We start from the raw sequence: 25,455 nt of genomic DNA, 5'->3' as shown, positions 1-25,455 counted from the left end.
TCAAATGATCCAGGCGCTTGCCGGGCGAAATCTGTTTTCTGGCATTAGCAAAACGCGATGATCTGCGTGAAGATATTCATTTCATCTTTCAAGCTGCCAACGCAGCCAGATCGTTTTCTGGTTGAAAAAGATAATGATTCATTCAGGCCGGTAGCGCTTCGCGGCGTGGCTCAATGCCGGCATGGAATCCATTCACACCCGTAAGGATATTTTCCACAGTGGACATCCCGCGGATATTCAACATCACCGAGAGTGCTCACCGCATTCACAACCCGATCACAGCAGAAAAGCTCGCCACGCTCGGCGCGGCGCTGCGTCTGCAATCAGGGGCCCGGGTGCTCGACCTCGGCAGTGGCTCAGGGGAGATGCTGTGCACCTGGGCGCGTGACCACGGCATCGTGGGCACCGGCATCGACATGAGTGCGTTGTTCAGCGAGCAGGCGAAACATCGTGCTGAAGCGCTTGGCGTCGCTGATCGAGTCAGCTTCATTCATGACGATGCGGCCGGCTATGTCGCGGATGAGAAGGTCGATGTGGCCGCCTGCGTCGGTGCCACGTGGATCGGTGGCGGTGTCGCCGGCACGATCGAGCTGCTGGCACGGAGCCTGCGCGCGGGAGGGATCATCCTCATCGGTGAGCCTTACTGGCGGCAGCTGCCGCCGACGGAAGAGGTCGCCCGGGGCTGTCTTGCCAATTCGATCGCCGACTTCCTCCTGCTCCCGGAACTGCTCGCGTCGTTCAGCCGCCTTGGCTGCGATGTCGTGGAAATGGTTCTGGCGGATCAGGACGGCTGGGACCGATACGAGGCAGCCAAGTGGCTCACCATGCGCCGATGGCTGGAGGCCAATCCCGACGACGAGTTCGCGAAAGAAGTCCGAGCCCAGCTGAGCTCGGAGCCCGAGCGCTACGCCACGTACACGCGTGAATACCTGGGCTGGGGCGTGTTCGCGCTGATGCCGCGGTAAAGCAGCCGGCGCATCATGCGGATTGTCGACGACCGAGCCGCGCAAACAGCCCGTGGGCTCGTTCACATGACTGTGCCGGAATTCATTTTTTAAAGAGTCAGGCGACTTTCTTGTTTGAGATGCTCATTCAGTGCTGTGCGGGGGCGGTCAGCTTACGAGGCTGGAGTAAGGGGGCAGGTCGCTACCTTCCGCACGCGCTTTCTCGTAAACCTCGCGTAGCTCCATTGCCACGATCTCATAAGCCTCGATAATTTCGTCGTAATCGGCCTGTTCCTGCCCGGTCACAGCGTTCCGTTCGCTGCTGTTCTGCTCGGCGATCTGGTGAATCGCCTGGATCGACATCAGCAGGGCGTTCTCGCTAATTTCAGGCATTGAGGTTTCCTTTAAATATCTGATCTGAGACTACTTGATACTGATGCCAAGCGCGTTAGCCCGTACAACGCAATTACGGGCCAGATTGTCCAACGCTCCTCGAAGAGCGTCGGCTCTGAGGTCTCCACCGTTAGCACAATGTCAGGTTCAGGACGGTGCTATAGCAAAATGCAGCGACCCACTTTTCCGCGCTCGTGCGGTCCTGCCGTCGCGGTGTAACCCCCCGTGCGGAGTCCGATCGATGCTGATGCGCCTGCACAAAAGCGCCCGTACCGCTCCGGAGATCCGCGCCGAGTTGCAGGCGTCGGCTGAACCGGCGGCCGTCTTGGCGCAGCGTTACGGAATCGGTGAGATGACGGCGCGCAAGTGGCAGGCGCGCGAGGACTCGCTGGACCGTGCATACCGCGCACCGCCTGCAGACGACTCTCAGCAGCGTCCAGGAAGCGATCGTGGTGGAAGCTGCGCCGCACGCGGCGGCTGCCGCTCGATGGCCTGCTGGTCGTCACCCGCGCTTTCATCAACGCTCAGGTCAGCCGCTCAGGAGTGAAATGCTGCCTGTGCCGCCACGGCATGGCGCGGCTCGAAGACGTGTGTCCGCCGATATCCGAGCTGGCTACGCGGCCCAAAGGCTTCAAGCCCTATGACCCGGGCTACCTGCACGTCGACATCCAGTACCTGCCGCAAATGCCTGACGAGCCCGCCCGGCGCTACCACCGGTCGAGGCGCTCAAGCAGTGACAGAAAGACAAGCCGGAATGATTCATAAAGCAGGTCAGGAATCAACCGGGGCCTGATATTTTAAATAAATTTAGGATTGTGCTCTTAGTTGTTGTTTGATATTTCGTCAACGATGTGCGCTGGAATGCGGCTGCCCGCTTTGGTGTAAATGGATTTTTTTGATTCAACTATTCGTTTGGCGATGTTTTTGACTTGAAGAATAAGCCAGTTGCTTGTTTGCGAATCTTCCTCGAAATTAGCTGGGCCATACATGTGGATGCGACCATCGACTCTTAGGTTGTCTGCCTGTTCAAATGATTTTTCATCGCCCTGTTTATATACTGCATAAGTGAGTCCCCCATTGCGTTTGACTACAGAAAACACAGGGATATCACTAGGGCCATCTGCAATGTATATCATGTTGCAAAAAGGTATTCTACGCTCTTCTTCAGATAACAATGAATTTACGTTAATGTATTCTGGATGTTTGTTGACCCCTTTGTTTATTTCAAAAATGGCTTTTGTTTTTGTCGTATTGTCTATGGAATATATTATTTGAGATAAAGTTTTTTTCCCTTCACTATCAGGCTCTTCAAGATACTCGCATCCCCAAATGTCACAAACGAAAGGGGCTATGTCTGACCCCTTAATCATTTCGGCCAATCCAGTACTGATAATGTAGTGCTCTATTTCAATGTCAAATGATGAAAACTCTGCGTTTTTTTCAATAATTTCTTTTATTTTAGGAAAAAAATCGAGCACGCCTGGGAAAAAATCTATTTTTTTGCCTAACTCTTTTAGTGTTTTATTGTCGAGTCCGTTAAGGCGATCTTGTTTTATGTAAGTTAATATATGATTAAGGTAATAAATTTCTTTGTTTACTCTGTATCCGGATTTTTCAAGTTTCACTGGAATTGAGTTGACTTCGTCCCAAAATACTTTTTGATCAATGCCGTATTTATCAAATAAAGGCGCTTGCATATATTCAGGGATTAATGTTTTGTCGAAATCCCATATTAGTGCGATTTTGTTTTGTTGCTCGGGCATAAAATCTCCTAACGGTGTGAATTGTTGTGCTCTGATTAGGTTTTTAAAAAATTATCTTTATTTATTATTATTTAAAGAGCAATAAATGGTTTTATTAAACTCTATAGTTGCTGTTCCTATGGAAAACATTTTGATGTTTTAAAATATAAATTAAAATTTATGATTTTAATGTGATGCCTATCACAAACATACATGTGTTTTTATAAACGCTTTTTGCTCTTCAAACGACCAACAGCCTCTCTTTATGCGTGAGTTGTTATTCACCGTTCCACCAATCTCCCGAATCCCGCCGACTCCCGGTTTGCCTGCGCGTAGATCGCCGTGTCGATGCGCTCGTCGCTCAGTTCGAGCTGATAGGTGTCGCGGTAGATGCTGCGGAACAGGTCGCGGAAGCGGGGTTCGCTGCGTTCGGGGTGGAGGAGTTCGGCGAGCCATTGCCAGTACAGCGGGGCTTCGACGATGCCGTCGAAGCGCTGGCCGCCGAGCGGGACTTTGTAGACGCGCTTTTCGCGCACGGCGCGCAGTACCGACCACTGGGCCGAGGCGAACAGGTCGGCGGGGACGGTTTTTTCCTCGGGCCAGCCGCTGAGCAGGATCACGTCCGGGTCCCAGGCCAGCACCTGCTCGAAGGCGATGGTGCCGAAGCGGCTGAGGCCGGCAGCGACGTTGCGGCCGCCGGCGTGGCGGATGGCCTGATCGATGGCGCTGCCGCCGGCGAGGGCGCGCAGCGGTTCGATGCTCATCAGTTGCAGCACGCGCGGGCGGGCGGCGTCGGGCAGCGCCGCCCAGCGCGCCTCCTGGCGGGCGCGTTCGCGTTCGAAGCGGTCGACCAGCGCCTGTGCCGCCGTATCGCGCCCGGCGACGGTGCCGGCGAGCCGCGTCCAGCGGATGAAGTCGGCCTCGCCGTGGGCGCCGGTGATGGCCAGCACCGGCAGGCCGAGCTGTTCCAGCGGTGCGTAAGCGTCGGCGCCGATCTGGCTGGTCTGGAAGATGACGTCGGGATGCAGCGCGAGGATCGCCTCGACGTTGGGCGCGAAAAAGCCGTTGCTAGTGACGTCCGGCAGTTCGGCGGCGGCCGGGTAGCGCTCGCCGAGCAGGCCCTGCTGGATGACGCGGCGGGCGAAGGCACTGGTGCCGACCAGGTGCTGGCTGCCCTGGTCGACGGTCAGGTAAGTCCACATCACCGGCGGGATGAACACCACGCGCTGCGCCGGCAGGGCGAGCGGCACGGTGACGCCGCGCTGGTCGGTGACGGCGGTTTCGGCCTGGGCGCCGAGGCTGGCGAGCAGGGGCAGCAGCGCGAGCAGGCGGCGCAGGGAGGAGGGGGTGGGCATCGGGACCATCCTTGGTGGTGACGGGTTGCGGGGCTCAGGCTTCGCGCAGTTCCTTGCCGGTCAGTTCGAGGAACAGGTCATCGAGGGTGCGGGCACGGATGCCGAGGCGATCGAGCGGAATGCCTTCGGCGATCAGCGCGCCGAGGGCGGCGTTGATGTCGCGCGTCGGAATCTCGGCGAGGTCGCGACGGCGGGTGGCCTGCATGCCGGGCGGCAGGGCGTGGCCGTCGATGTCGGCCAGCGGCAGCTGCAGGATGCGGTCGTCGAAATGCTGGGCGAGCAGGGCGTCGGGGCTGCCCTCGGCGATGATGCGGCCGCGGTCCATGATGGCGATGGTGTCGCAGAGCTGGTAGGCCTCGTCCATGTAGTGCGTGGTCAGCACCACGGTCTTGCCGCGCTGCTTGATGGCGTTGACCAGCATCCAGAATTTGCGCCGCGCCTGCGGATCGAGGCCGGTGGTCGGCTCGTCGAGGAAGACGATGTCGGGGTCGTTGACCAGCGCGACGGCGAGCAGCAGGCGCTGGCGCTGGCCGCCGGAGAGCTTGCGGTGGTCGCGGTCGAGGAATTCTTCCAGCGCGCAGGCCTGGATCAGCTCGTCGAGCGATGCGCGGCGCGGGTAGAGCCGCGAGAAAAAGCGCAGGCATTCGCGCACCGTCAGGAAGTCCTGCAGCGCGGTGCTCTGGAACATGATGCCGGCTTCTTCGCGAAAGCGTGCGCCGAGCGGTTCGCCCTTGTAGAGGATGGCGCCGCCGCTCGGCTCGCTGATGCCTTCCATCATCTCGATGGTGGTGGTCTTGCCGGCGCCGTTGGGGCCGAGCAGGCCGAAGCAGACGCCGGGCGCGATGGCGAAGCTGACGCCGTCGACGGCGCGCAGGCCGGGGTACTGCTTGACCAGCGCGCGGACTTCGATCAGGGGCGGCATGGCGTTACGGCACCTCGGCGAGCACTTCGAGCGCTGCGGCGTGCAGGAGCGGATCGCCGGCGGCGACGATGCGCCCGCCGTGGGCGCCGCTTTCGCCCTTCCAGCCGCTCATGCGGCCACCGGCGGCCTCGATGATCGGGATCAGCGCCTGCACGTCGTAGGGTTTGAGGCCGGATTCGACGATCAGGTCGATCTGGCCGGCGGCGAGCATGCAGTAGGCGTAGCAGTCGCCGGAAAAGCGCGTCATGCGCACGCGGGCGCAGAGGTCGGCGAAGGCCGCCTGCTCGAAGGCGCCGGTGAACAGCTTCGGGTGCGTCGAATACAGCACGGCGTCTTCCAGCTGCGCGCAGGGGCGGGTGGCGAGCGGCGTCGTGCGGCCGCCGTGGGTCAGCGTGGCGCCAAGGCGTGAGCCGATGAAGCGTTCGCCGGTGAACGGCTGGTCCATGACGCCGGCGATCGGCCGTTCGCCGTCGTAGAGCGCGATCAGCGTGCCCCACAGCGGCATGCCGCTGATGAAGGCGCGGGTGCCGTCGATCGGGTCGATCACCCAGGTCAGGCCGGAGCGGCCGGGGCGAAAACCGTGCTCCTCGCCATAGAGGCCGTCGAGCGGCCGCTCCAGTTCGAGGCGGTTGCGGATGACGGTTTCGGCGTCGCGGTCGGCGATGGTGACCGGATCGTAGAGCTCGTCGTCACCGGCTTTGTCGTCGACGACGAGGCGGGCACGGAAGTGCGGGCGGATCACCGCGCCGGCGTCGTCGGCGCAGCGTTCGGCGCAGGCGAGGGCGGCGCGCAGGGCGTCGTCATCGACGGCGACGGCCGGGGTGAGAGGCAGGAGCGGGGCTGGCATGCGCGGGGTTTCTCGACGGGATCGGAGGCCATCCAGCTTAGCGCGCCTGCCGAAATTGCGGTTGCGCAGAAGTTCCGAATGAATGTTATGGTGAAAGTCAAGTCCCTGTTACAAAGCGAGGACCCCGCAATCATGCCCCAACCCGACTCTGCGTCGATGGCGGTTTTCCTCGATTTCGACGGCACGCTGGTCGATATCGCGGCACGTCCCGAAGCCGTTCAGCCGGCTTCCCGCCTGCCCGGTCTGCTCGCCCAGGCCAGCCACTCGCTCGGTGGTGCACTGGCGATCGTCAGCGGCCGGCCGCTGGCCCAGATCGATGCCTTCCTCGCGCCACTGCAGCTGCCGGCCGCCGGCCTGCACGGTCTGGAGATGCGCTGGGCCGATGGCCGCCAGTTCCGTGACGAGCAGGCCGCAGCGCCGCTGGCGGCGGTGCGCGGTGAACTGGCCGAATTCATCGACCATCACCCGGACGTGCATCTCGAAGACAAGCAGCTGTCGATCGCGCTGCATTACCGCGCGGCGCCGCAACGCGAAGCCGCCTGCCGTCATCTGATCGACCGGCTGGTCGCCGACTCGGCGGGGCAGCTCACCCGCCTCGACGGCAAATGCGTCTGCGAGCTGCGTCCGAGCGGCCACGACAAAGGCCACATGGTCGCCGCTTTCCTGCAGCACCCGCCGTTTCACGGTCGCCAGCCGGTGTTCATCGGTGACGACATCACCGACGAATTCGGTTTTCGCATGGCACAGGCGCTCGGCGGCTTCGGCATCCGCGTCGGTGGCATGAGCCCGGCGACCGCCGCGCGTTACCAGCTGCCGGATGTGGCCGCCGTGCTCGACTGGCTGCATCTGCTGGCGACCGCCCCCCCGCAGGACTGAGCCCCGGAGGTTGCATGTCCGATCTGAACCTAGGTGTCATCGGTAACTGCGCATACAGCGCGCTCATTGATCCTCAAGGCCGCATCGTCTGGTGCTGCCTGCCCCGCTTCGACGGCGACCCGGTGTTCGCCGATCTGCTCAACGACGGCGCCGCCGCGTCGCCCCGGCGCGGCGGCCGTTTCGAGATCGTGCTCGACGGCCTCAGCCGCTGCGAACAGCGCTATCTCGACAACACCGCTGTGCTGGTCACGCGCCTGGCCTCGGCTGACGGCAGCGCGCTCGAAATCACCGACTTCGCCCCCCGCTTCATGCTCCACGGCCGCCAGTACCGGCCGCTGATGATCGTGCGCCGCATCCGTCCGCTGGCCGGGCGGCCGCGCATCACGCTGCGGCTGCGCCCGGTGTTCGGCTACGGCGCCAGCGAGCCGGTGGTCACCCGCGGCAGCAATCACGCCCGCTACGTCGGCCCGCAGGACACGCTGCGGCTGACCACCAATGCGCCGGTGTCCTACGTCATCGGCGAGACGCCGTTCCTGCTCGAAGGGCCGCTGACGCTGCTGCTCGGCCCCGATGAGTCGGTCCCGGAAAGCCCGCTCGAACTCGGTGAGCGCTTTTTCGACAAGACCGTCGAATACTGGCGCGAATGGGTGCGCACGCTGGCGGTGCCGCTGGATTACCAGAAGCAGGTGGTGCGCGCGGCGATCACGCTCAAGCTGTGCAGCTACGAGGAAACCGGCGCGATCATCGCGGCGATGACCACCTCGATTCCGGAGGCGCCGAACACCGGCCGCAACTGGGACTACCGCTACTGCTGGCTGCGCGATGCCTTCTTCGTCGTCCACGCGCTCAACCGTCTGGGCACGGTCGGCATCATGGAGAACTACCTGCGCTATCTGCGCAACATCGTCGCCAACAGCCGGGACGGGCATCTGCAGCCGGTGTTCGGCATCGGTCTGGAAGAGCATCTGATCGAGCGTCAGGAGGAAGCGCTGGCCGGCTACCGCGGCATGGGCCCGGTGCGTGTCGGCAATCAGGCCCATGAGCACCACCAGCACGACGTCTACGGCGATGTGATCCTGGCGACCACGCAGGCCTTCTTCGATGAGCGCCTGCTGCGCCCGGCCGGCGAGGCGGACTTCTACCAGCTCGAAGCCGTCGGCGAGCAGGCCTTCCGCCTGCACGACCAGCCCGACGCCGGCATGTGGGAGCTGCGCACGATGGCGAAGATCCACACCTCGTCGAGCCTGATGTGCTGGGCGGCCTGCGATCGGCTGGCCAAGATCGCCGCGCACCTCGGCCTGAGCGCGCGCGCCGGCTACTGGGCGGAGCGTGCGCAGCTGATCCATGCGCGCATCTGTGAACGTGCCTGGAACGCCGAGCGCAACAGCTTCGTCGATGCCTTCGATGGCGAGAACCTCGACGCCAGCCTGCTGCTGATGGCGGAGGTCAACTTCCTGCCGCCGCACGACCCGCGCTTCGTCGGCACCGTCGAGGCGATCGGCCGCGAGCTGCTGCGCGGCCGGCACATGTTCCGCTACGCCGCCGCCGATGACTTCGGCACGCCGGAGACGGCGTTCAACATCTGCACCTTCTGGTACATCCAGGCGCTGGCGGCGATCGGTCGCCGTGACGAGGCGCGGGTGATCTTCGAGGAGGTGCTGGCGCGCTGCAATCACATCGGTCTGCTGTCTGAGGATCTCGACCCGGTTACCGGCGAGCTGTGGGGCAACTACCCGCAGACCTACTCGCTGGTCGGCATGATCTACTGTGCGATGCGCCTGAGCCGGCGCTGGGAGGACGTGCTGTGAGCCGCCTGGTGATGGTATCGAACCGCGTCACGCTGCCGCGTAACGATGGCCAGGCCGCCGGCGGCCTCGCGGTGGCCCTCGAAGAAGCCCTGCAGCAGCATCAGGGCTTGTGGTTCGGCTGGAGCGGCACGGTGCTCGATGAGGGCGAGCCCAGCCTGCACGAACAGCGCCGCGGCAAGGTGCGCTATGCGGTGCTCGACCTGCCGCGCGATCTGTTCGAGGCCTACTACAACGGCTACGCCAACCGTTCGCTGTGGCCGCTGTTTCACTTTCGCACCGACCTGGTGGTCTACGACCGCAACTTCGAGGCCGGCTACCTGGCAATCAATCGTCTGTTCGGCGAACGGCTGGCACCGTTGCTCAATACCGATGACCTGATCTGGGTGCACGACTACCAGCTGATCCCGCTCGGCCGTTACCTGCGCGGGCTCGGCTGTTCGCAGCGCATGGGGTTTTTCCTGCACATTCCGTTTCCGTCGCCGTCGGTGCTGACCACGCTGCCCGGACATGCCGACCTGGTGCAGTCGCTGTTCGCCTACGACCTGATCGGCGTGCAGACCGAGGCCGACCGCCGAGCGCTGCGCGAGTACGTGGTCCACGAGATCGGCGGTTACTGCTGCGACGATGAATGGCTGTATGCCTTCGGCCGCAGCGTGCGCGTCGAGGTGTTCCCGGTCGGCATCGACGTCGAGGACTTCGCCCACCTCGCCGGCACCATCACCGCGCGCGACTACGAGCGCCGGCTGCGCAGCAGCCTGGTCGGCCGCGAGCTGATCGTCGGCGTCGACCGCCTGGATTATTCCAAGGGCCTGCCGCAGCGCTTCGCCGCTTTCGAGCGCCTGCTCGAACGCCACCCGGAGCACCTCGGCGGCGTCAGCTTCCTGCAGATCGCGCCGAGCAGCCGTGAGGACGTCCCCGAGTACAACGACATCCGCAACACGCTGGAGACGCTGGCCGGCCACATCAACGGCCGTTTCGCCGACTTCGACTGGGCGCCGATCCGCTACCTCAACCGCGCGCTGTCGCGGGTGGCGCTGGCCGGCTTCTACCGCTGTGCGCGCATCGGCCTGGTGACGCCGCTGCGCGACGGCATGAACCTGGTCGCCAAGGAGTACATCGCCGCGCAGGACCCGGACAATCCCGGCGTGCTGGTGCTGTCGCGCTTCGCCGGCGCCGCCGAGCAGCTCGACGCGGCGCTGATCGTCAATCCCTACGACGCCGATGCCGTCGCCGAGGCGATCCATACCGGTCTGCAGATGCGCGTGCATGAACGCCGCGAGCGCTGGAACACGCTGATGGCGGCGCTGCGCGACTACGACACCCGGCGCTGGCGCGAAAGCTTCGTGGAAATCCTCGAAGCGAGTCAGGAATCACCGCTGCAGGAAGCGGAGATCGGCTGCTGAGCGGCCGGGGGCCGGGCGGGCTTGGTAGAATCACTTACTTTCCGTCGCTTGCCAGTGTTCCCGTCATGCCCCTGCTCAGTTTCGATAACGTTTCCGTCGCCTTCGGTCTGCACGCGCTGCTCGACCATGCGAGCTTCCAGATCGACGCCGGCGAGCGCGTCTGCCTGATCGGGCGCAACGGCGCCGGCAAGTCGACATTGCTGAAGATCGTCGACGACGCCGTGCACGCCGACAGCGGCGAGGTCTGGCGCCAGCCGGGCCTGAAGATCGCCCGCCTCGAACAGGAAATGCCCGAGGTCGGCACGGCGACGGTGTTCGAGATGGTCGCCGATGGTTTGCCCGAGGTCGGCCGCCTGCTCGCCGAGTACCACGCGCTGACCCACGCCATCGCCAGCGATCATTCCGAGGCCCTGCTCAAGCGCATGGAGCGCCTGCAGCACGAGCTCGAAGCGCGCGACGGCTGGAGCCTGACGCTGCGCGTCGAGCAGATTCTCTCGCGGCTGCAGCTGCCGGCCGACGCCACGCTCGGCGAGCTCTCCGGCGGCTGGCGTCGGCGCGTGCTGCTCGGCCGTGCGCTGGTCTGCGAACCCGATCTGCTGCTGCTCGACGAGCCGACCAACCACCTCGACGTCGAAGCCATCCAGTGGCTGGAAGAACAGCTGCTGGAATTTCGCGGCGGCGTGCTGTTCGTCACCCACGACCGCGCGCTGCTCGAACGCCTCGCCACGCGCATCCTCGAACTCGACCGCGGCCAGCTCACCTCCTGGCCCGGTGACTACCGCAACTTCCTCGACAAGAAAGCCGCCGCGCTGGAGGAGGAGGCGCGCCACAACGCGCTGTTCGACAAGAAGCTCGCGCAGGAGGAAGCCTGGATCCGCCAGGGCATCAAGGCGCGGCGCACCCGCAACGAGGGCCGCGTGCGTGCGCTGAAGGCGCTGCGCGAGGAGCGCGCGCAGCGCCGCGAGCTGCAGGGCAAGGCCAACTTCAACCTCGAAGAAGCCGCCAGCTCGGGCAAGCTGGTGATCGAGGCAACGCAGCTCAGCTACGCCTGGGACGGCCAGCCGGTGGTGCGCGATTTCTCCACCCGCATCATGCGCGGCGACCGCATCGGCCTGATCGGGCCGAACGGTGCCGGCAAGACCACGCTGCTGCGCCTGCTGCTCGGCCGCCTGGCGCCCGACAGCGGCACGGTGCGCCTCGGCACCAAACTGGAGATCGCCTACTTCGACCAGCTGCGTGCGCAGCTCGATCCGGAAAAAACCGTCATCGACAACCTCGCCGAAGGCCGCGAGTTCATCGAGATCAACGGCGAGCGCCGCCACGTCATCAGTTACCTGCAGGACTTCCTGTTCGCGCCGGAGCGCACGCGCACACCGGTGAAGTCGCTGTCCGGCGGCGAGCGCAACCGCCTGCTGCTGGCGCGGCTGTTCAGCCAGCCGGCCAACCTGCTGGTGATGGACGAGCCGACCAACGACCTCGACATCGAAACCCTGGAACTGCTCGAAGAACTGCTGATGGGCTATGCCGGCACGCTGCTGCTGGTCTCGCACGATCGTGCCTTCCTCGACAACGTCGTCACCGGCTGCTTCGTCTTCGAAGGCGATGCCCGCATCGGCGAATACGTCGGCGGTTACAGCGACTGGCTGCGCCAGCGCCGCGAGCCCGCCAGGCCGAAGCCGGTGGAGCGTGCGCCCGAGGCGGCCAGGCCGGCGCCGAAAGCCGAGCCGGCGAAGAAGACCGCCAAGTTGAGCTACAAGGACCAGCGCGAACTCGACGGCCTGCCAGCACGCATCGAAGCGCTCGAAACCGAGCAGGCCGAGCTGAGCGCGCGTACCGGCGAGGCGAATTTCTACCAGCAGCCGCAGGAGGCACAGGCCGCCGTGCTGGCGCGGCTGACAGCGCTCGGCGAGGAGCTCGAAACCGCCTACCTGCGCTGGGACGAACTCGAAGCGATGAAGGACGGGCGCTGAGCCCGTGCCGCAACCGCTGCGCCCGCCGCTGCTCGGGGGCGCAGAGCTTCACCGCGCCATGCACAAGAGACTTCATCGATGACGCAGCCGCTGGTTTCCTTTACCGCTTCCGATGGTCAGACGCTGTACCTGAAGCGCCGCGGTCGCGGCCGGCCTGTCGTGTTCCTGCACGGCTGGACTTCGACCCACGCCGATTGGACGCACACCACGACGGCGCTCGCCGATGAGGTCGAGAGCTTCGCCTGGGATGCCCGCGCGCATGCCGGTCACCCGCTGCAGGGGCAGGCGGCGAGTGTGCAGCGCATGGCCGACGACCTCGATGAGCTGATTGCGCATTTCGGCCTGCAGCGGCCGCTGCTGGTCGGGCATTCGATGGGCGTGCTGACGATCTGGGAGTACATCAAGCGCCACGGCACGGCGGTGATCGGCGGGCTGTGCCTGATCGACCAGTCGCCGAAGCTGCTGACCGACGAGGACTGGTCGTTCGGCATCTACGGCGACTTCGATGCGCTGCGCAATCGCTGGTTCATCGCCCGCCAGCGCGAGGATTTCGCCGAATCCGTGCTCGAACTGGCCGCCGCCGGCCACAACCCGCGCATGCGCGAGCGCTATGCCCATGAGCCGGAAAAATTCCAGCGTGTGCGCGAGCATTTGGCCGCCCTCGACCAGCCGGCGCTGACCGCCTGCTGGGCGTCACTGACGGCGACCGACTTCCGTCCGGCTCTGGCCCTGATCGACCGGCCGACGCTGCTGGTCTACGGCGCGCAGAGCAATTTCTACTCGCAGGCGACAGCCCGCCACGTGGCTGCCGCGATCCACGGCTCGCGGCTCGAAATCTACGCCGGGACTGACCACAACCCGCATTTCTGGCAGCGCGACCGCTTCGTTGCTGATCTGCGCGCGCTGCTGGCTGGCTGCTGAAGCACTGCCGCGTCGTCTGTGACTACAGCTGATGCTATGTCGCCTGGTTCATGGACTACATGACGATTCATTATTTTTTGCAGTGAAAGGCGTGACGTCATCGCATGGTTGCAATAGGTGGTGCGTCATTAAAGCGCTTGAAGTGGAGTTTCTGTATGCGATGGCTGTTATATAAATGAGCATATTGGTGAGGCTGAACAGTCTTTATGAGATAAATCATTCCGGGCATGCAACGATGTATGTAATCGAGGGGTTGCGAGGCCTGGCGGTGTTTCTTGTTTTTCTGGTGCATTTCACTACGTTGGTTGAACCATGGATTATTGATGGCAAAAGCTTTTTTGCAGTAACCTCAGTCGTCAGATCACTGGGTAATATAGGTGTGGATCTGTTTTTTGTTCTAAGTGGATACTTGATCTATGGGTCTTTGATAAAGCGCAGGCAGGGATATATTGATTATTTGAGGCGGCGGGTGGAAAGAATTTATCCAGTTTTCAGTTTGGTTTTTTTTGTTTATTTGGGTTTATCTTATGTTTTTCCGGAATATAACAGGATTCCAGTGCAGCTATGGTCGGCTGTGCGCTATTTGTCGGAGAATTTTCTGCTGTTTCCGGGCATTTTTGATATTGAACCTATCATTACCGTCGCATGGTCGTTGAGCTATGAAATGTTTTTTTATTTGTCGGTTCCGATCATCATAGAAGTGTTTGGTTTACGTATGTGGTCGTCTGTAAACAGGCAGATATTTTTTGTTCTGCTGGCGAGCTGCGTATTGATCTGGCCTGATGTTTTTGGCGGACATGTCCGCTTTGCCATGTTTATTGCTGGCATCTTGACTTATGAAATCATGTCTTCTGGTAAAAAATTGAGGATGGGTGGCGTATTCGGTGTGGCGGGGGCGGCGGGCGCTTTGGTCATTACAGTGATGCATAATGTTTATGCATTCAATGGGCAGTTGAAATTTGCTGTTCTTGCTGTTTCATTCATATCGCTGTGTGTTGGCTGCTTTTCTTCTGATGGTTGGTTTTCTAAAACCCTGCGTTATAAGCCAGTGCGATGGCTTGGTAATATCAGTTACTCGTATTATCTGTTGCACGGCATGGTCTTGAATGGGTTTTTTCTGTTGTTTGCCAAGCTGGTGCCGCCGTCGGGGCATGCATTTGGCTGGTTCTGGAGCGCGATTGTCGTTGCTTTTATTTTGACGTTTGTCATGTCCAGCGTGCTGTTCGCTTTCGTTGAGCGTCCTTTCTCATTGGACGTGCGGCGTAAAGTGGGGAGCAAGGTCTGAACCGTTAAAAATTTTTCTTGAGTTGTTGTCGTTATGTCTCGTGATCGACATCTGGACGTGCTCTATCGCGACGAGCGCTTCATCGCCGTTGCCAAACCGGCCGACCTGCTGATGCATCGCAGTGATATCGCCGAACGCGTCGATGATTTCCTGCTGCAGCGCCTGCGTGACCAGATCCGCCGGCGCGTGTACATCGTCCACCGTCTCGACCGGCCGACCTCGGGGGTGGTGCTGTTCGGCCTGGATGCCGAAGCGGCGCGGGCGGCCTGCGCCGCCTGGGAGGTGCAGGCCGTCGATAAACGCTATCTCGCCGTGGTGCGCGGCTGGCCGGCGGCGGCAGGCACGATCGACTATCCGCTGGTCGAGGAGCCCGGCCGCGCCGCACAGCCGGCCGTGACCACATGGCGCCGACTGGCCTGTGCCGAGCTGCCGATCGCCGTCGGCCGCTACGCCAGCGCGCGCTATGCCCTGCTCGAAGTGCGCCCGCTGAGCGGGCGGTTGCACCAGATCCGCAAGCATTTTCACCACATCTCGCATCACCTGATCGGTGATACGACACACGGCGACGGCCGTCACAACCGGGCGTTCCGCGAGCACTGCGCCAGCCACCGTCTGCTGCTGCACGCTGCACGGCTGCGCCTGCCGCAGCCGTTCGCGACTGGAGAAACGCTCGATCTGCGCTGCCCGCCGGGGGCCGATCTGCAGGCGACCTTCGCCCGGTTGGGCTGGGCCGAGGCGCAGTGGGCGGAAACGCTGCGCTGAGGCCGCGATGGCTGTGCTTCAGCGCCGGCGGCGACGCGCGGCCAGGCCGGCCAGGCCGAGACCGAACAATGCGACGCTGCCCGGCTCGGGGATGAACGCCTGGCTGACGAAGCCGTCATCGGCGGTGGCGGCGATGCCGAAGACGAAGAACTGGTTCGGGTTGGCGATCGTGCCGCCGCTGCCGAGCGGATCGTCGACCTCGCTGAGGAAGTCGTTGTCGTTGGCGACGTAAAGCGTGTGCATCAGCACGCCGTCGATCAGCATGTCGGCACCGAAGGCCAGGCCCTCGATCTTCGCCGGCACCAGCTTGTCGCTGCCGAAGTAGTCGGCCAGCGCGGTCTTGACGTCGAGGAATTCGGTCTTGCCGACCGCGGCGGCCGCCAGTGCCGCCTGATCGGTGATCGCCGAGACTTCGGTCGCCCCGTCGAGGTCGATGCGATACAGCATCTTGTACTTCGCCTTGCTGTCGTCGCCGAGGCCCTTGCCGTCGCGCTCGTCGATGATGAACTCGTGGTCGTTGATGGCGACGATTTCACTGACTGTCGGATATTTCGGTGCGGCGGCGGTGCCGATGTTGGTCAGCTTGTAGGCGTATTCCTTGGTCGCACCGGTCTCGACGTCGATGGTGACGATGCGCACGGTGTCGGCGGCGGTGCCGCCGTCCTGCAGCAGCGGGCTCTGCATGATGCCGACCAGCGTTTTGCCGTCCGGCGTCAGCGCCAGACCCTCCATGCCCTTGTTGGCGACACGACCACTGCTGTTGGCGCTGATCTCGACATCGCCCTGCGCGCTCAGCGTGGTCGCGGCGAAACGGTCGGGCAGCGTGTAGGTGCGGATGCGCTCGCCGCTGGCGCGGTCGAACTGATAGACGTAGGGGCCGTATTCGTCGCTGATGAACACGCTCTTGCCGTCGTTGGAGACGCGGATGCTCTCTGGGTCGAGGCGCGCATTGTCCGGATTGGTCGAGCTGGCGCTGGCATCGAAATTGTCCGAACGGCCGCTGAAGTAATAGGTATTGTCGACGGCGTTGAGTGCCGGTGCGCCGCTGCCGACACCGAGCCCCGCGCCCGAGCCGTAGACCAGCGGTGTGCTGCTCGACAGCAGCGTTGTGGCGCTCAGCGTCGGTGTCAGCGAGTAGGGCAGCGTCGAGCCGACCGGATTGGCAGTCAGCGTCAGCGTCACGGTCTGGAAACGCGGGATGTAGGAGCTTGTGTCGTCGATCAGCGCGTTGTAGCTGGTCGCGTTGGGGCCGCGATCCGGCAGCGCGAGGAAGGTGTTGCCGCCGGCCCAGGCCAGCCCGGAGCCGATACCGCCGAGCAGATTGCCGGCGACGCCGTTTTCCAGCGCAGCGGCCGTGGCCGTGGACAGATCGCCGCCGCTGGCATCCAGCGTGCCGACGGCAAGCAGCACCGGCGAGGCGTGGGCGGCGGTGCTGGCAACGCCGGCAAGCAGCAGGGCGAGAGGAATCAGGGACTGGCGCATGGGTCGGGTCTCGATAGGCTGTCGGAATGCCGCGGAACAGGGGGTGGAGAGGTATTGCTGGTGTTCGGCGGGCAGATGAAACATTCTTCATGCACGGCGTTACCGATTTATTGCGCCGAGAGGAATAACAGTGCGCGTCTTCGCGCCATGTTCAGATTCAGTTCGGAATGTGGCATGTGCGTTGATATTGTTCCTGTATTCGGCGCTTCAATGCTTGGTGCCGGGTATGATAAAAACCGCTCGTCAATCACTCTTCGGGAGGTCCGCGCCATGTCTTGGTGCAAGCAGAATTCGATTCTCGTGGCGTGCGCGCTCGGGATGACGCTGGTGCTGCCGGTGAATGCCGAGCCGTGGTATCCGCAGGGAAAACCGGATATGCCGCCGGAACAGCCGGTTTCGCAGGCACCCGGTACGCCGACACCGCCGCCCGCAGCGGTTCCCGTCGTGCCGCTGGCGGTTGCCGGCGCGCTGGCGGTTGGTTTGGCGATTGCCGCCGGTGGCGATGACAACGACGGCGGCGACGGTACTGTGACTCCTCCGCAGCACACGCCTGCCAGCCACCACTGATACCGTTTCTTATGGTGTGAGGCGGGGTTGGATTGCCGCCGCCTCGGTGTGCATCGAAAGGGGGCTCCTGGTCGGCCGCCAGGAGCCTTTTTAGTGTCTGAAGCCTAGCCAGCGATGAGTTTTTTGATGTCGACGAGTCCGCGCCGCCACCGCGGAACCGCAATCCTGTTCTGTTGCTTGTACATGCCGCTGATGGCGGCGTGGGCTGAACCGTCGCTGACCGGTCAGTCAGGTCTGATCAGCATGCCGGATGCTCGCATCGAGCCGGACGGTGAGCTGCGCGTGGGATACGCATGGGACGATCCGTACCGTACTTTCTGGGGAAGCGTGACCTTGCTGCCAAGCCTGGAAGTTTCCGGCCGCTATACACGGATTAGCCACGTTCAGGGGTTCGCCAACAACAGCAAGTATGGCGACTACAAGGACAAGGCCTTCGACGCCAAATGGATGGCCTTTGAAGAGACAGACTGGTTGCCGCAGGTGGCGATCGGCACGCAGGACTTTCTCGGCACGCAGCTGTTTGGCGCGAACTACATCGCGTTCTCCAAACGGGTGTCGGCGTTCGATCTGACTCTGGGGTACGGCACCGATCGCCTGTCGGGTGTATTCGGCGGTGCACGTTTCAAGCCGGACTGGCTGGGCGGCGCAGCCCTGCTGGTCGAGCGCAATACCATCGACTACGCCGCCGATCCGTTTGCCGCCGAGAGTGGTGCGGCCGAGCGTAAAGGTGGCTGGGCCTACGGGCTGGAGTATCGCGACCGGCTGTGGGGCGCGCAGTTGAGTACGACCGACGGACAGTGGCAGGCGAACTTGTTTTTGTCGCTGCCGCTGATGGCGCCGGAGTTCGTACCCAAGATCAACGAGCCTGCGCCGTATAAACCGACGGGCCCCCAGGTGCCGGTCGACGTCTGGCTGGCGGATGCGTCCTACCAGCGCGAGCTGGTCGATGCCCTGCTCAAGCAGGGGTTTCGCAATGTGCGGCTGGCACTCGACGGCACGACATTGCGCGCGTCGATTTCCAACGGTCGTATCACTCGGGTGGGGCGCGCGGTCGGCCGGGCAGCGCGCACGATCGTGCTGGGCGGGCCCAAAGGGCTCGAACGTATCGAGATCACCTATCTGGCGGCCGACATGCCGCTGCTTTCCTATCAGTTCCAGGACATTCGCGGTCTGGAGCTGTATTTTGCCGGCAAGTTGCCGCTGCGCACACTGCGCAACTCAGTCGCCGTCTACAACAGTGATCCTGATTATTTCGCCTTCGTCGTGCGCGAAGACCTGCTCGACTTCGACGACAAACCCGACCCTGCAATCGAAGGCGAAATTACGGAAGAGAGCAAGGTTCTGGCCCTGCGCACGGAAAATACGCCGGGTTCGAGTTTGACCTGGAGCCCGGTTCAGCTCGATACCTTTTTCAATGACCCCAGCGGCGCCCTGCGCTATGACGTCTATACGCGGGTCAGTGCTTCGCGTCAGTTGGGTGATGGTCTCTACGCCAGCGGCAGTGCGCGCGCCTCGATCTACGAAAACATCAGTGGCGTGACCCAGCCGTCCAACAGCCTGCTGCCGCATGTGCGCAGCGATGTGGCTGAATACAAGAGCGGACAGCGGGTCCGTGTCGACCGCCTGCTGCTCAACCAGTTCTACAAACCGGCGAAGGAGTGGTACGCGCGCGGTTCGGCCGGTTACTACGAAGAAATGTTCGCGGGCGCGGGCGGGCAGCTGCTCTACTGGCCTGAGGAGCGCAACTGGGCGTTCGACATCGCGGTCGACGCGCTGCGCCAGCGCGATCCCTACAGTGCTTTCGGCTTCCGCGACTACAACACCTTGACCGGCATTGCCAGTCTGCACTATCGCCTGCCGGAACTGGGCGTGACGGCAACGCTGCGCGCCGGCCGTTTCCTGGCCAAGGACGATGGTGTCCGCTTCGAGCTGTCGCGCCGTTTCGATTCCGGTGTCGAGATCGGCATCTGGTACACGATGACGAACGGCGACGACATCACTTCGCCGGGATCACCTTCGAATCCGTATTACGACAAAGGTTTTTTCGTCACGATTCCGATGAGCAGCCTGCTGACACGGGATACTCGTTCCACGGCAGGCATGGCTTTGTCGCCATGGAGTCGTGACGTCGGGCAGATGGTCGTGTCGCCGTCCGATCTCTACCGACTCGTCGAATTCAACCGTCCCAACAGCATGAAGATCGACCCGATGACCGGCTTTGGCCGCTGAGGAAGAGGTCTGCGGGTGAAGACGGGGCTGCACAGAAATTGGATAAACCGGAAAGGCCGATATGACTGAGCTGAAGTGCTGGAGACACCTGTTGCTCCTGGGGATTCTGCTGATTCTCAGCGGACTTGCACTGTCCTGGACAAGTGTCAGCCAGGCGGCGGCCGGTCCCGACCTGAGTAATGAGCGCGGAGTCGACCTGCTGCCGTCGTCGCTGGCGCGGCGTCTGGCCCTCCTCAGCTTGCAGGATCGGCGCAATCTGGCCAGTGCCCTGCGCGAACGGCGCGAACCGGGCGGCCTGCCTGACGATGTCATGGAAGCGCTGAGGACCCTCAGCGAGGAACAGCGCTCGGCGTTGCTGCTGTTCCTGGAGCCACCGGCGGCGCCAGCACAGGAGGCGGTGGTATCCGCAGCGGCCAGTACCGATACCAATCGGGATGCCGTCGTCGCGCCGTCGCCGTCGATCGAGAACACCGGCGAAACGGGCGGGCTCAGGCCGTTTGGCTACGACCTGTTCACCGGCGCGGCGTCGACCTTCGCGCCGGTCACGGATATTCCGGTGCCGGTCGATTACGTGATAGGTCCGGGCGACGTCGTGCAGATCCAGTTGTTCGGTAAGGAAAATGCCCAGTTCGATCTGACCGTATCGCGTGACGGTACGCTCAATTTTCCAAATATCGGTCCGGTGCCGGTCGCCGGCATGAAGTTCTCCGAACTGCGGGCGCAGATCGAGCAGCGCGTCGCCACGCAGATGATCGGCATGCGGGCCAATGTGACGCTGGGTGCCCTGCGCTCGATCCGGGTCTTCGTGCTCGGCGAAGCGGTCCGCCCGGGGTCTTACACGGTCAGCGCGCTGTCGACGCTGACCAACGCGCTGCTGGCGAGTGGCGGCATCAAGCCGATCGGTTCTCTGCGCAACATACAGCTGAAGCGCAGCGGAGAGATCGTCGCTACCCTTGATCTGTACGATCTGCTGCTGCGCGGCGACACCCGTAACGATGCCCGGCTGCAGCCCGGCGACGTGATCTTCGTCCCGCCGGTCGGCAAAACGGTTGGTATCGACGGGGCGGTCCGCCGTCCGGCGGTCTATGAACTGACGACCGAACACAGCGTGTCGGATCTGATCGCACTGGCCGGCGGGCTGGAGCCGGCTGCCTACACGGCCGGCACGCAGCTCGAACGCATCGATGCGCATCAGGATCGCACCCTGGTCGATCTCGATCTGAACAATGCCGCCAGTGGTCGTTTCGAGTTGAACAACGGCGACATTCTGCGGGTTCCGTCCGTTCTGCAGCAGCGCGAGAGTTCCGTCACACTCAGCGGCCATGTGCTGCGGCCCGGCCCGGTGCCGTGGCGCAAGGGCATGCGCTTGTCGCAGATCGTGCGTTCCACGCGTGAACTGCAGCCGCGCCCCGATACCGGCTATGTGCTGATCCTGCGCGAGCAGCGTCCCACCCGTAATCTGCAGGTGCTGTCCGCCGATCTGGGGGCCGCGCTGGCGCATCCACGCGGTGCCAGCGATCCGCTGCTGCAACCGGGCGACGAAGTCCTCGTGCTCGGCCTCGACGAGGATCGCGCGAAGACCTTGACGCCCGTGATCTTTCAGCTGCGTCAGCAGACGCGCAATGGCGGCCCGGAGCCGGTCGTCACCCTGTCGGGAAACTTGCGTCATCCGGGCGACTACCCCTTGGTTGGGGGTATGACGGTGCGTGACGCGATCCGGGCCAACCTCGACGTCCTGCCGGAAACCGATTTGGAGTACGCCTTGCTGCGACGTGAAGTCGAAGGCGGACGCCGCGTCGAGACGATCGCCATCAAGCTCGGTGATGCCCTGCAGAATCCCCGCTCGGGCGCCAACGTCCAGTTGCGTCCGCGCGATGAACTCTATGTCTTCAGCAAGGCGGCGGATCGCCAGGAACTGCTCGCGCCGATTCTCAATGAATTGCAGGCTCAGGCCGTGCGCGGCGACGGTGCTGCCATCGTCGAGATCGACGGTGCCGTGCGAAAACCGGGACGTTACCCGCTCAATACCGGCATGCGCATTGCCGACCTCGTCGAGGTCGCCGGCGGTCTGGCTGAATCCGCCTACTCGTTAGGCGCCGAGCTCAATCGCTTCGCGGTCATCGAAGGCAAGGTCCGCGAAGTCGACCACGTCAATTTCGCCCTGCGCGATGCTCTCGACGGTCGGCCGGATACCAATGTGCTGTTGCAGCCGCATGATCGACTGGTCATCAAGCCGGTCACCAACTGGGGGGAGGCGGAAAGCGTCGAACTGGTTGGCGAGGTGCGCTTCCCCGGCAATTACACCATCCGCCGCGGCGAGACGCTTTCGAGCGTGCTGCGTCGCGCCGGCGGGCTGACGACGTATGCCTTCCCGCGTGGCGCGGTGTTCACGCGCGAGTCGCTGCGCCAGCGTGAGCAGGATGAAATGGACAAGCTGGCCGCACGCATCGAGGCGGAACTGGCGCAGTCCCAACTGGAGCGCACGCAGTCGACGGATTCCAACACTGCCAATGTCGACAGGGAAGCCATCTCCGTCAGCCGCAGTGTCGTGCAGCAGATTCGCTCGACCAAGGCCATCGGACGCTTGGTGATCAACCTGCCGGCGCTGCTGGCGGGGCCGGAAATCGCCGGCATGTCGCGTGAGGAGTACGAGGAGCTGGATGTCTCCCTCAAGCCCGGTGATCGTCTGGTGGTTCCGCGTGACACTCAGGAAGTGACCGTGCTCGGCGAAGTGTTTCATGGCACCTCGCATCTGTATCGGTCCGATCTCGATCGTGACGACTACATCCGTCAAAGCGGTGGCACGACGCCTAAAGCGGACCTCGCCCGTATTTATATCGTTCGCGCCAACGGCCAGGTCGATACGGCCAATCAGGGCTTCTTCAGCAGCGGAATTTTTGCGCGCTCCGCGACCAGTATCCAACCGGGCGACACCATCATCGTGCCTCTGGATGTTGAGCGCATGAAGCCGCTCGCCTTTTGGAGTGAAGTCACCAAGATCATCGGACAAGTTGGTCTGACGGTCGCTGCATTCCATTCGGTCGGAGCACTGTGATGAACGAGCAGCGTAATGACTCCGCCCCCAGCCCAATGCAGGGAGGGGGGTTTTTCGTCCCGTATCCCCCGTTGGCTCAGGCATCCCAGAAAAGCGAGATCAACCTCGCCGACATCTGGCATACCTTGCGTGAAGGCCGACGGCGTATCGTGCTGATTACGCTGGCGACGGCGCTGCTGGCTACCGTCGTGGCATTTGTAATAACCCCGATTTACCAGGCCCAGGTCCTGTTATCTCCCGTCACTGATGATCAGGGAAATGCTGGTAGCAGCGTCACCAGCCAGCTGGGCGGGCTCGCTGCTTTGGCCGGTATCAACGTCAACGGGACGGCGAGCAGTAGCAAAGACGAAGCGATTGCAGTCTTGCAGTCACGCGTGCTGACCGATCTCTACGTCAAGGAAAACAATCTGCTGCCGATCTTGTTTGCGAGTGACTGGGATCAGGATAAAAACGCTTGGAAAGACTCCGATCCGGAAGATATTCCGACACTTTGGGATGCCTTCAAGCTGATTGAGAAAAAAGTTCGCAAAGTCGATGTCGATAAAAAAACCGGTTTGGTGACTTTATCGGTTGAATGGAAAGATCCAGAGCTGGCAGCCCGCTGGGCTGCAGGTCTGGTTGCTCGCACCAATGCCTACCTGCGGCAACAGGCCGTGCAGCATGTCGAAAATAATCTCGCTTATCTGCAGGAGCAGGCCAAGGCAGCGACATCGGTTGAATTGCAGCAGGCGATTTATCGACTGATGGAGGCAGAAGTCAAGAAAGGCATGCTGGCGAATGCCAATGCGGAATTTGCATTCAAGGTTATCGATCCGCCGGTAGTGCCAGAAGAGAAAGTCAGACCTAAAAGACTGGTTATCATTATTGCAGGATTTTTTATTGGCCTGATTCTAGGGTGTATCCATAGTCTTGTGAAACGTGCATATCCAACCAAGGCGCAGCAGAATTCCGAAGAATAGCTAGTGCAATGACGGATGCATATGTAAATGTTTCATAAATATGTGTTGTCCAGAGTTGGATCAAATACTAGAAAAATACTTGGCAACAGCAGCTGGATGTTGTTCGAGCAGATTTCTCGGATGCTGCTTGGCTTGTTTGTCGGTGTCCTGATCGCCAGACATCTGGGGCCAATGGAGTTTGGTAATCTGAGTTTTCTACAGGCATACATAAGCTTGTTTTCGATAATCAGCGCCTTGGGGCTGAATCGCATTGTTGTACGAGAGCTTGTCAATGTAAGCGGAGATGCTGAAAAAGAGAAAGAAATAATTATTACTGCATTTTGCATGAGAGTGTCGGCGGCAGTTGTTTTGTTTGTTGTGTGCGTGGCCGTTGGTGTTATTTTTAACCAGTCCCGCATGGATTATATATTCATTATTTCTTTTAGTCTTTTTTTCACGCCTTTTGAAACTTTTGAATTATTGTTCCAGGCCAGAACAAATTCAAGACCGGTGGCCTGCGCCAGAAGTATAGTTTTCTTTGGTTCGGCTGTTTTAAAAATGATTTTGCTTTTTCTTGGTGCAGGTCTTCAAGTATTTGTGGTTATGTGTTTGGTTGATGTGATACTCAGCGCTGTCGCTGTGAAAATAACATATAAGATGAAATGGGGAGCATTGTATTTTAATCAGTTTAATTTCAAGGCGGCAAAAAATATGCTGACAGAGTCTTGGAGTGAAATTATTGCAGCATTCAGCGGAATGCTATTTATGCGCATTGATCAGATTATGCTGGCCAACCTGGCAGGGCCTGATGCCGTCGGAGTGTTCAGTGCGGCTTCGAAAATTTCAGAAATGTGGTATTTCGTGCCGGTGGCAATTGTTGCATCTGCTTTCCCAACGATAGTGGCAAGCCGAGAGCATGGAGACGCTTTGTACTGGAAGCGTCTGGGGCGGCTAATGAATGCTTTGGTTGGTTTGTCTTATGTCGTTCTCATCATCACTTTCAGTAGTGCCGCATATTTTATACCACTTGTCTATGGCGCTGATTATGTTGAGTCGGTACCAGTTTTATATATACACATCTGGTGCGGACTGATGGTTTGCTTTGCTCAGGTATCCGGCGCTTGGCTGGTCAATGAGAAAAAAATTCGTCTGAATCTGTTTCGTAATGTGCTTGGGGCAGTGATTAATCTTGTGCTTAATTTTGCGCTGATTCCTGTTTATGGTCCTGTTGGTGCCGCCATTGCTACGATGCTGAGTTTTATGTTCGCCTATTTTATTTTTGATTTGTTTTATCCGCCTATGAAAAAAATGGGTCTTCTCAAATTGCGATCTTTGTTGTTGGCAGCCTGAGGGAGCTAAGCGAGATGTTTCCATTCAGGTCGGTGCTGGTTTATCTTTTGGAATTTTTGCGGGATTTCGAATTTCGGCTGGTTGGCGGGCGCCATCGCTGCTGGAAGCCATTTGCATGGCTGTATCTACGTGCGCTAAGTGTAAAATGTTCTGGCTCTGTCAATGTTGGCAATAACGTCTATATCCGATTGCCCGGAAATTTAAGCTTAGGTGAGCGTTGCTCTATTGGTGGATTTGCCAGAATATGGAATTACGCACCGATTTCAATTGGGGATGATTTCCTTTCAGCCGGAAATCTCACAATAAATTCCGGAGCTCATGACTTAGTGACGATGGCGCCAATAAATAAACCAATAATAATCGGTAATGGTGTATGGTGCGGTGTGAATGTCACGATTCTTGGCGGCGTATCGATTGGCGACGGCGCCGTTATTGCTGCAGGTAGTGTTGTTGTCGCTGATGTGCCAGCTGGTTGTCTCGTCGCGGGTGTCCCGGCTGTCGTGAAAAAGAAAATTGAAAGGCCGAGTGAAGGAGAGGGTATTTGGTCTCCATTTAAAGCAGCGAAGTTAAAATCAGGCTGATGGTTGGCGATTTCGCAATTAGGGG

Annotated in this window: 21 protein-coding genes; 15 read left to right on the top strand and 6 right to left on the bottom strand. The window is 61.1% G+C overall.

What is annotated here, in order from left to right:
• Window positions 1–218: 218 nt before the first annotated feature.
• Complete coding sequence (locus C7443_RS00685) at window positions 219–965, top strand: SAM-dependent methyltransferase (protein ID WP_110016652.1); 747 nt, start codon at window positions 219–221, stop codon at window positions 963–965.
• 147 nt (window positions 966–1,112) lie between these two features.
• Here C7443_RS00685 and C7443_RS00680 read toward each other — a convergent pair whose 3' ends face one another.
• Entirely contained in the window at window positions 1,113–1,337 is a 225-nt protein-coding gene (locus tag C7443_RS00680; RefSeq protein WP_110016651.1) for a hypothetical protein, read from the bottom strand.
• A gap of 241 nt (window positions 1,338–1,578) precedes the next feature.
• Between C7443_RS00680 and C7443_RS19750 the strand changes: the two genes are divergently transcribed.
• Complete coding sequence (locus tag C7443_RS19750) at window positions 1,579–1,884, top strand: hypothetical protein (RefSeq protein WP_146213204.1); 306 nt, start codon at window positions 1,579–1,581, stop codon at window positions 1,882–1,884.
• 274 nt (window positions 1,885–2,158) lie between these two features.
• On the opposite strand, the gene C7443_RS00670 is transcribed toward C7443_RS19750, so the two are convergent.
• From C7443_RS00670 to hisN, 4 genes are all read right to left on the bottom strand, one after another.
• Window positions 2,159–3,100, bottom strand: a complete 942-nt coding sequence (locus C7443_RS00670; RefSeq protein ID WP_211346128.1) for a haloacid dehalogenase-like hydrolase — start codon at window positions 3,098–3,100, stop codon at window positions 2,159–2,161.
• Between the two features lie 260 nt (window positions 3,101–3,360).
• On the bottom strand, window positions 3,361–4,434 hold the full coding sequence (locus C7443_RS00665; RefSeq protein ID WP_170123429.1) for an ABC transporter substrate-binding protein: 1,074 nt from the start codon (window positions 4,432–4,434) through the stop codon (window positions 3,361–3,363).
• Between the two features lie 34 nt (window positions 4,435–4,468).
• The gene (locus C7443_RS00660) at window positions 4,469–5,356 is read right to left on the bottom strand and encodes an ABC transporter ATP-binding protein (protein WP_211346126.1); all 888 of its coding nucleotides are present in this window, start codon (window positions 5,354–5,356) and stop codon (window positions 4,469–4,471) included.
• A 4-nt stretch (window positions 5,357–5,360) separates the two neighbouring features.
• Window positions 5,361–6,203 (bottom strand): histidinol-phosphatase, encoded by an 843-nt coding sequence (gene hisN, locus C7443_RS00655; RefSeq protein WP_110016648.1) that lies wholly within the window; start codon window positions 6,201–6,203, stop codon window positions 5,361–5,363.
• A gap of 132 nt (window positions 6,204–6,335) precedes the next feature.
• Here hisN and otsB point away from each other — a divergent pair, with 132 nt between their 5' ends.
• The 7 genes from otsB to C7443_RS00620 all read left to right on the top strand — a co-directional run bounded on the left by otsB (window position 6,336) and on the right by C7443_RS00620 (window position 15,228).
• Window positions 6,336–7,079, top strand: a complete 744-nt coding sequence (gene otsB, locus C7443_RS00650) for a trehalose-phosphatase (protein WP_110016647.1) — start codon at window positions 6,336–6,338, stop codon at window positions 7,077–7,079.
• 14 nt (window positions 7,080–7,093) lie between these two features.
• Entirely contained in the window at window positions 7,094–8,887 is a 1,794-nt protein-coding gene (locus tag C7443_RS00645) for a glycoside hydrolase family 15 protein (protein WP_110016646.1), read from the top strand.
• Window positions 8,884–10,290, top strand: a complete 1,407-nt coding sequence (locus C7443_RS00640) for an alpha,alpha-trehalose-phosphate synthase (UDP-forming) (RefSeq protein WP_110016645.1) — start codon at window positions 8,884–8,886, stop codon at window positions 10,288–10,290. The genes C7443_RS00645 and C7443_RS00640 overlap by 4 nt, the downstream gene beginning before the upstream one ends.
• 65 nt (window positions 10,291–10,355) lie before the next feature.
• The gene (gene uup / locus C7443_RS00635) at window positions 10,356–12,260 is read left to right on the top strand and encodes an ATP-binding cassette ATPase Uup (RefSeq protein ID WP_110016644.1); all 1,905 of its coding nucleotides are present in this window, start codon (window positions 10,356–10,358) and stop codon (window positions 12,258–12,260) included.
• A 78-nt stretch (window positions 12,261–12,338) separates the two neighbouring features.
• Window positions 12,339–13,181, top strand: a complete 843-nt coding sequence (locus C7443_RS00630) for an alpha/beta fold hydrolase (protein ID WP_246004484.1) — start codon at window positions 12,339–12,341, stop codon at window positions 13,179–13,181.
• Window positions 13,182–13,368: 187 nt separating this feature from the next.
• Entirely contained in the window at window positions 13,369–14,466 is a 1,098-nt protein-coding gene (locus C7443_RS00625) for an acyltransferase family protein (RefSeq protein WP_170123428.1), read from the top strand.
• Window positions 14,467–14,499: 33 nt separating this feature from the next.
• Complete coding sequence (locus tag C7443_RS00620; protein WP_110016642.1) at window positions 14,500–15,228, top strand: pseudouridine synthase; 729 nt, start codon at window positions 14,500–14,502, stop codon at window positions 15,226–15,228.
• A gap of 18 nt (window positions 15,229–15,246) precedes the next feature.
• Here C7443_RS00620 and C7443_RS00615 read toward each other — a convergent pair whose 3' ends face one another.
• Window positions 15,247–16,710 carry an esterase-like activity of phytase family protein gene (locus tag C7443_RS00615; protein WP_110016641.1) on the bottom strand — a complete coding sequence of 488 codons (1,464 nt, stop codon included), beginning with the start codon at window positions 16,708–16,710 and terminating at the stop codon, window positions 15,247–15,249.
• 54 nt (window positions 16,711–16,764) lie between these two features.
• On the opposite strand from C7443_RS00615, the gene C7443_RS19745 reads away from it, so the two are divergent.
• The 6 genes from C7443_RS19745 to C7443_RS00585 all read left to right on the top strand — a co-directional run bounded on the left by C7443_RS19745 (window position 16,765) and on the right by C7443_RS00585 (window position 25,430).
• Window positions 16,765–17,277 carry a hypothetical protein gene (locus tag C7443_RS19745; protein WP_146213203.1) on the top strand — a complete coding sequence of 171 codons (513 nt, stop codon included), beginning with the start codon at window positions 16,765–16,767 and terminating at the stop codon, window positions 17,275–17,277.
• A 126-nt stretch (window positions 17,278–17,403) separates the two neighbouring features.
• The gene (locus C7443_RS00605; protein WP_170123427.1) at window positions 17,404–19,506 is read left to right on the top strand and encodes a YjbH domain-containing protein; all 2,103 of its coding nucleotides are present in this window, start codon (window positions 17,404–17,406) and stop codon (window positions 19,504–19,506) included.
• 61 nt (window positions 19,507–19,567) lie between these two features.
• Window positions 19,568–22,561, top strand: a complete 2,994-nt coding sequence (locus C7443_RS00600; protein ID WP_110016638.1) for an SLBB domain-containing protein — start codon at window positions 19,568–19,570, stop codon at window positions 22,559–22,561.
• Window positions 22,561–23,520, top strand: a complete 960-nt coding sequence (locus tag C7443_RS00595; RefSeq protein ID WP_110016637.1) for a Wzz/FepE/Etk N-terminal domain-containing protein — start codon at window positions 22,561–22,563, stop codon at window positions 23,518–23,520. Before C7443_RS00600 ends, C7443_RS00595 begins: the two co-directional genes overlap by 1 nt.
• A 27-nt stretch (window positions 23,521–23,547) precedes the next feature.
• A complete protein-coding gene (locus tag C7443_RS00590) occupies window positions 23,548–24,849 on the top strand; it encodes a flippase (RefSeq protein WP_110016636.1) in 1,302 nt (433 codons plus the stop codon).
• Window positions 24,850–24,863: 14 nt separating this feature from the next.
• The gene (locus C7443_RS00585) at window positions 24,864–25,430 is read left to right on the top strand and encodes an acyltransferase (RefSeq protein WP_110016635.1); all 567 of its coding nucleotides are present in this window, start codon (window positions 24,864–24,866) and stop codon (window positions 25,428–25,430) included.
• Window positions 25,431–25,455 lie beyond the last annotated feature (25 nt).

Origin of the sequence: Plasticicumulans acidivorans, assembly GCF_003182095.1 — a bacterium.
In the GTDB taxonomy this organism is placed as follows: domain Bacteria; phylum Pseudomonadota; class Gammaproteobacteria; order Competibacterales; family Competibacteraceae; genus Plasticicumulans; species Plasticicumulans acidivorans.
Note: the sequence above shows the minus strand (reverse complement) of the source record. Positions and strands in the feature narration are given on the sequence as shown.